The following is a 7,967-nucleotide window of genomic DNA, read 5'->3' as shown; positions in this document are numbered from 1 at the left end:
GTTACTCCTTCATTCTACTTCTCGAAAATACAGTTCTCTGTTAATTCACTTATTCCTAAGCTACTTTTAACATGTCGTAACTTTTAATTACGAAACGTGTCGCACTGTGGTATTCACAACTTTGAGTTTTCACATTATTTTAATATTTTTTACCAAAATTTTTTCTATAGTTTCCTTATATAATAAAAGAAAGTAGAAATAATTACTTATTCCTACTTTCTTTTACTCTGTCAAACATATCTCCAATATTCATTCTAAATCTTAAAAACAATCCTTTATCAAGCTCTCCTGTTGGGTCAAAATCTTTATCTCTAAAACCAACAAAATTATATCCAACCGAAAGCCATAAATTATTTTTGAAAACATAACCAACTTCTAAGCCTAATCCATAATCTAAATTACTTTCATTATCAAATAAAGCCGAGGCATTAATTCCAGTTGTCCAATTATCAAAAATATCATAACTTAAATTGCCTGTGATTAAATAGCTCATGTAGTTGCTCTTAATACCTTCATAAGTTATATTACTATTTTTGATTCCTAAAGTTAAGGTTTTTTCTAATTCTAAATCGCTTTGAAAGTTATGAGCACTTCTAAAAATATGAGTTAATTTTGTGTAATCACTTTCAATTATATTTTTAGAATAGTTCATCTCATATTTATTAAGTGAATGATAAGAGTTATCACTCGCATCTCTATAAGCAAATCCAACTAAGAATCTATTCTCCTCTTCATTACCTTCAGTATAATATCTATTTTTAGCAATAAAATAAGCACTTTCATTTATTTTTTTTCCATAACTTAATTTATTTAAAAAAGAATATTCATCTTCAATTTCAACTTCAAATTCACCTCTAAATCTTCCTATTTTCAAACTTTCGTAATCATAACCTAAAGTTATATTTGTTTCTGTTGTTTCTTCACTATTTAAAGCTTCTATTCTTTCAAAACTTCCAAATAGTTCTAAATTTTCTGTGACTGTAATTTTCTTTCTAACTCCATAACCCATCTCTGGTAAAACTGATTCATTGTCATTTTTTTCTCTATACTCAGAAAAAATTTCTGTTTCTAAATAATTTGTTTTAACTCCTAAAACAGTTCTATTAGTATCATCTTCCCCATCTAAATAATAAAAATCTCCTAGATTGGCTAATAGCTCATGTCTCATATAAATAGAAGTGTTTCCAAATACTCTATAATCAGCTCCTAAAGCGAATCTTCTTTCTGTTTTATCTATTAATCCTACCTCTGCTTCTAAAAAAATTTTTAATTTATTTTCTTCTAAACCTTGCCAAGTTATTTTACTTCCAACACTATATTTAGTAATAAGTTCCTGAACATTCTTTTTTATATATTGCCTAACTCCAACTTCATATTTTACACTTTTTATCCATTCACTTTCATATCCTAGATATGTATCTATTTTTTTTTCAAATGTCTCTGATTCTATATTGGTTTCTGATATCGTAGTATCAAACTTAAGCTTACCTTTTTCTTCAAAAGAATATTCAATTTCAAGTTTACCTCTATTTATTCCTTCTGATAAAGTTGAATCTTCATTATTATATCCCATACTAGATTTTTCATAAATCAAATTACCTTTTAAATTATCTTTTTCATAGCCTATATAAATTGAAGAAGCATCTCCTGATTCTAAAAGTTCATCTGTTGTAATTGAATGCTCAGCTATAATTAAAAATTCATCTTTTTCATACAAAGCATGAAAATTTAAAATCTCTTCATCATCTGTTTCTCTTGTATCTTTAAAATAAGAACTTCCAACAATCATATTTTCATTTATTTTATAGCTTGCTGTTGATCCATAGATTATTTTTTTTTCTCCATCTTCAGTTTCAACTTCATAATTAACTTTTATGCTAATAGGATTAAATTCTAAATCAAGAGTAGGAATTGGTTCTGAAAAATATAATCTTCCAAAATCATACTCTAAAGTATAGTCTGTTCCTAATATCAAACCCTTTTCTTCTAGAATCATATTAGTTGTTCTATCTTTTACTAATAACGTTACCTTTTCACTTCCAGGAACTATGTCTCTACGCCCGAGTTTATAAGGTCCAGAAACTCCTTCACCTCTAAACTCTTCTACATATTTTACATTTGAAGTTTGAGCAACAAAAGTTGTTACTTCAATATTCTCATCTTCATATTTTACAACACCACCTGTTAGTGTACGATTGTATTTTCCAAGTCGTAATTGTTGATTTAGTAACTCTCCAGTTTTATAATCTCCATATAATAAGTATGAACGATCTTTTTCAAATTTTAAATATAATTTTTCTGTAGATTTACCAACATAACCTTTTGTTGAATTATCTCCATATATTGGATAATAATCCTCTGATTCTTTATAAGAAAAAAATTTATCTTCAACATCTTTGTTTGTATCATAAGTCATTGTTAAATATCCTAAATTTCCAACTTCTCCTTCTCCATATACAGACCCTCTATAAAAAATTGAATTATTATAAGAATTTATCTCTTTTTCAAAAAAGAAATTGATATCTTTACCTTTATTAAAATTATATCTACCTTCTATTATACCATTTAAAAAAAAATCAGTTTTAGGACCCTCTATATCTAAAATTATTTTTTCTGATTTTCCTTCTGCATTAATTTTAAATTCTACTCGATTTTTACCTGGATTTGGTTTATATCCAACTTCTCCATAACCGTCTAAGTTTGTTATAAAAGTAACTCTACTTTCTGTTATCCCATCTTTTGTAATAAATTTACCTTTATTTGCTTCTATATCTACAGTTAAAGTTTGATCTATTGAATAATCATAAGCATCTAAACCTCTTACTATTATTTTTTTCAGTCCATTTGTTTCAATACTATCAACTACTTCAACTTTTACTTTTTCATATCCACCTTTAACAAAGACTTCTATTTCTTTACGATCTCTTTCAACTCCAAACATATCATGATAAGAGATTCTTAATTTTGTTTTTCCAATATCTAATTTTACAGAACCATATTCTAAAAAAAATATATTTGTTTCTGCTACTTTAGCTGTTAAACTTACATTTCTAGGTGATACTTCAGTATCATTCATAAATAGTTTTAACGTACCATTTCCTGGTCCTTTTAATTGAAAACTCATATACTCTGGAACTAAAGCACCATCTTTTACATTTATTATTTCAAGATTGTTATCCATAGTACTTAAAGCACCCTCTAGCTTATAGTCAGGAATCAGATTCCATTCTTCTATTAAGCTTTTTTTCTTTTCTTCTAACAAATTTTGAACCTCTATATTTTCATATAAAACACTACTTCTTATTCCTTCTATATCCAATTCTTTTCCACTATCTATAATACCTTTTTCACCTGAAAGTTCTTTTTTATTACTACTTTTTTTAGCTTCTAAAAATTTACCTTCAATCACTTTATCTAATTCATAATTATCTATATCTAGAGCTTCAAATCTTTTGTATATTATTTTTTTTACAAATTCTAAATCTCGGCTTCCGTCTAAAACCAGAGCAAAATCACTTCTATCTAGTTGAGCTTTTTTCAAATCTACAAATCTAGATTCTCCATTTTCACTCTGTAAATTTGATATTTTTTTAGCTTTTAATCCGAGTACTAAACTATTTTTATATATTTTTGCAATATGTGTAGTTGCATCAGCTCCATAGATACTATATTTTCCATAACGATCAGTTATTGAAAAATCTCCATTTTCCAAGAAAATTTTTATTCCTGAAACAGGAATATCTTCATCTATATTATAAAGACCATCATCATTTAAATCTAAGTATACTCTTCCAAATATAATTCCTTTGTCATAAAAATTATCTTTGTCAACTTTTACTTCTGCTATTGCTACATTAGAACCAAATGTTTGACCTAGTATATTTTTTCCTATTGCAGTTACTGTATTTATATTTTTACCTTCTTTTGCATTAACATTAACTCTTGCTAAATATGTTATCTTTTCTGCTTCAACACTTCTATATTTTTCATTTGTTTTTAATTTTATATCAATTCTATTTCCTTTTTCATTTGAAATATCTTTTAATAAAAAAGCATCTGATACTTTTACACTTTCTTCTAATAGAGTCATTCCTTTTGGTAAAAAATCTGTAAAAACAATAGTTTCAAATTTTTCATCTATACTATTTTTTATAACTACTTCATATTTTACTAAATCTCCTATACTAGCACTTTCTGACTTAGATATTTTTTCAATCAAAATCTTTTTATCCTGTTTATATTTTACCTTATTAACTATTTCACCATATTTGTTATTGTTATAATTTACCTCTAAAATTATTTCACTTTTTTCAATATCACCAATATATTCTGGATTTTTTATAATAACTTCGATTTTTTTAACGCCTTTTAATACTAAATTTTGACTTAAATATTTCTCTGACAAATTATCATATTGAAGTTTTACTTCTTTACCATCAACTTTTAAAATTACGTCTGAAAATTTAACTTTATTTTTTAATAATATTGAAAAATTAATTTCTTCATCTAAAATATTATTCATATCCAAATTCCCTAAAATTTTTAATTCTTTTGAAGAATCAAACTCTTGCTCATTTTCATTTTCTTCGTGCTCTCCAAATTTTAAATAGTTATTTATATTCAAAGTGTTTTCAACACGCCCTAAAACTGTATTATTCTCTTTAGATACTAAATCCAAACAGAACAATGCACTTTCTACATTCATTGTATTTTTTAAACTACTCAAAACCATATTTATAGAATAACTTCGATTATTTTTAAAAAGCATACTTAAACTTTCAAAATTATTATTAGAATTATTTTCTAGCTCAACTATTTCTCCTGTAGTTAAATCTAAAACTATAAATTTAACTTTTTCAGCATAAATTCCATTTGAATATTTATTCTGAAAATAAAAGTTTCTATCTCCAGTATTTTTCATTGTTAATATTGTTTTTAATATTACTGTGTTTTCATTAGTCAATTCTTGAACTTCTTCATTATCAAGATGTGGACCAAAATCCATTTCTTTATATTTTACAATAGTAATTACACTGTTACTAAATATTTCTGATTTATTAAATAATGAAAATCTAGCAATATTAATTACTGAAGCTTCACTTTCTGAGATTGAAAAAATATTTATATAAAAAAAGAAGGCAGATATTATAATTAGACTTAATCTCTTCATATAATATCCCCTCCAATTTTTTTTAGACTTAATTGTTAATTAATGTTTTAAATTTAGTTTGATGCTGATTCTTTGTTTATTTTTACATGGAAATACATGCTTAATGTGCTTCCTGCCTCTAGAGTAGGTAAATCAACAACTAATTCTCCTCTAGTTCCATTTGCTGGTGGATTAATTATTTGTCCTGATGATGTTTGTAATCCTGAAGAGTTTTTAACTTCCCATCTTGGAACTCCAACTCCTTCAACACCATATACAATTGTTGTATAGAACGGTACATTATCTTTTAATTGGATATTTCTTGCTTCATCAGTTCCACTGTTTCTAACATCAATTTTATAGAAAATTTTGTCTCCTGGATTTGCATTTTGAATTCCAGTTTTCCAAACTTCTGCTTCTGTTAATTTTTGGAATTTTCCAATTATTAATTTTTCAGCTAAAACTCGTGTTTTATCAAGTGCTGATGTAACTGTTGGTACTGTTGAATATGTACCTTGAGTTAAGTTTGGAGTTATTGTTGTATCATTTGTTACTCCAGATGGTGCTCCTAGTGGTGCAAATACTCTTGCAAATATAGTTACTTCTTCCCCAGCTTTTAATCCGCCAATTGTAGCAAAATCTACAAATGGAATATCTATACCAGTTTCAAAAATACCATTTTTATTAACATCTAAGAAAGTTTCTGTTCTCCATTGAGCTAAACTTTCTTTTACAGCTAAGTTAAGAGAACTTGATCTTCCATCTCCCTCTAGTACATTACCATTGTTTCTAACCTTATGTGTATAAACTATGTTTCCACCAGCATAAGTTTCTCCAGTTAAGTTAGGTACAATTTGTACACTTCTTATTGGATTAATGTTTAGTGAATCGTACTTTATATCTCTAGATCCAGTAGTTAAAGATGTAACTCTAAAGTATAAAGGTACAACTGCAGCTGATGCTGTAGATGATACTGTTACTTCAGCGTCAATTCTTTGACTCTGATTTGGAGCAATTTTAGCTGTTTTAGTTACTTCAGCTCCTCCACCTTGCTTAAATTTAACAACTACACCAGATGGTAAAATCATATCTGAGAAATCAGATTTTGTACTTACTTCTAAAGAATACTGCTCTTCAATATATTGGCTTGTGTTATTTACATGTAATACAAAGTTTCCAACTGTTCCTGGATTTAAACTTATTTGAGTAACTGGATTTCTTTCTGGTCCTAATCCAATTCCTGGTGCATTATCAGGCTTTTCATTAACAGAGAAATCATTTGTTATATCTACTGTTGATACTTTAATTGTTCCTAAAGTATCATTTGCTCTTACAGCATAATCAGGTTTAAAAATACTTGTTGCATTTTTAACAATTTTGTAGTCTGATCCTGGATTTGGCATATTTGTAGGTAGTGTAGCATAAAGAATTACATTAACACTTCCTTCTTCTCCTGGGTCAACTAATCCAGTATCTACATTTCCATCTCCATTAGTATCTAAAATAGGTCTTTCTGAATATACTTCACCGTCATAACTTTCCATTGCCATTCTGAAAGTTGTTCCCGCTGGGAAGAATTCATCTGATAATTTTAAAGAGTATCTTTCAGCAGAATTTGCTGTATTTACAAATTTATTTACGAATCTTAATGTTTCTCCAGCTTGCCCCACTGGAATATGCATTCCTGTGAATGTAGCTCTAACATACTTTAATACTTCATAATTAACTTTGTTTGATGTTCTACCAACTACAGGATCTCCACCAGTTGGATTAAAGTCATATTTAACTTCATTTGGAATAGTTCCTACAAGTGTATTTTCTGGAACAGCTATTTTAAACTCTAAATAACCATTTGGTGAGCTTAATTGCTTGTTTCCTGGAATTCCTTGTGGTAATTCAAATGTTAATTCGTTATCTACAACTTTAAATTTAATTGGTTGAGAATTTTGACTATCAGTTTCACTATCGTCAGCATCACTTAATACAGTGTCTATACCATTATAGTTTTTCCATTTAGCACTTCCTGCTACGTACTTGAATCTTGGATCTAACTTATCTGTTAACTTAAAGTTTCCTGCTATATTAGTTTCTACTAAATCATCATTTGCTATTTTTAAAAATACAGATATTTCTTCTCTTCTTTCTGATGTTCCACTAGCTTTGCTTAACGCCTTATAAACAATTGCATTTCCACCAGTTTGGAATACTACTGTTTCACTTACACTAACTTCAGCTAAATCAATATTTCCTTTTGATTTTGCAAATATATTTCCTGTAAGCCCACCAATTGGATCAGTTATTTCTGTTTTTATAGAAACTAATAAACTAACTCTATCTCCTGGATCTAAATCAAGAATAGAATATTTTCCATTTGCATCTGGAGTTAATTTTGTTTCAGTTGGATCAATAATACCATTACTATTCTTATCTAAATAAACTTCAATTGGTCTTGAACCATAATCATGTCTTAAATCATAGCTATCTTTTATATTTCCTGTATTTACAAGAGTATGGTTAAAGATTGCAAAGCTTCCTCTAGTTATTGTTGCTGTTCTATTTGGTGTTAATGCTAAGTTATAAACAGAATTAACCCTAGTTATAACTATATTCGATTGTAAAAACTTTTGAGTTCCTGCTTCTGTTAAATATGACACATACGCTTGGTTACCGATATCAGTATTAGCTAAAGGTACTTCTGCTCCTAAAGCTCCATAAGCATTTACTCCAGCTGCTAAAGACAACAGCAATGCTAATTTTAAACTTGATTTCTTCATCATTTTAGCTCTCCTTTTTTAATTTTTTATTTGATTAATCAACT

The 7,967-nt window shown here is 27.7% G+C and carries 2 protein-coding genes; both read right to left on the bottom strand.

The window, feature by feature from the left end; genetic code table 11:
• Positions 1–202: 202 nt before the first annotated feature.
• Positions 203–5,170 carry a hypothetical protein gene (locus ACRCZX_RS09425; RefSeq protein ID WP_438582669.1) on the bottom strand — a complete coding sequence of 1,656 codons (4,968 nt, stop codon included), beginning with the start codon at positions 5,168–5,170 and terminating at the stop codon, positions 203–205.
• Between the two features lie 53 nt (positions 5,171–5,223).
• Positions 5,224–7,926, bottom strand: a complete 2,703-nt coding sequence (locus ACRCZX_RS09420) for a COG1470 family protein (protein ID WP_438582668.1) — start codon at positions 7,924–7,926, stop codon at positions 5,224–5,226.
• Positions 7,927–7,967: the final 41 nt, after the last annotated feature.

Origin of the sequence: Cetobacterium sp. (assembly GCF_051658645.1) — a bacterium.
Lineage (GTDB): Bacteria > Fusobacteriota > Fusobacteriia > Fusobacteriales > Fusobacteriaceae > Cetobacterium_A.
The sequence above is the reverse complement of the archived record's forward strand: the minus strand, read 5'-3'. Positions and strand labels throughout refer to the sequence as shown.

Bases quoted from the DNA above. Each gene is read 5' to 3' on its own strand.
- ACRCZX_RS09425 (WP_438582669.1), bottom strand. From the start codon at position 5,170: ATGAAGAGATTAAGTCTAATTATAATATCTGCCTTCTTTTTTTATATA.
- ACRCZX_RS09420 (WP_438582668.1), bottom strand. From the start codon at position 7,926: ATGATGAAGAAATCAAGTTTAAAATTAGCATTGCTGTTGTCTTTAGCA.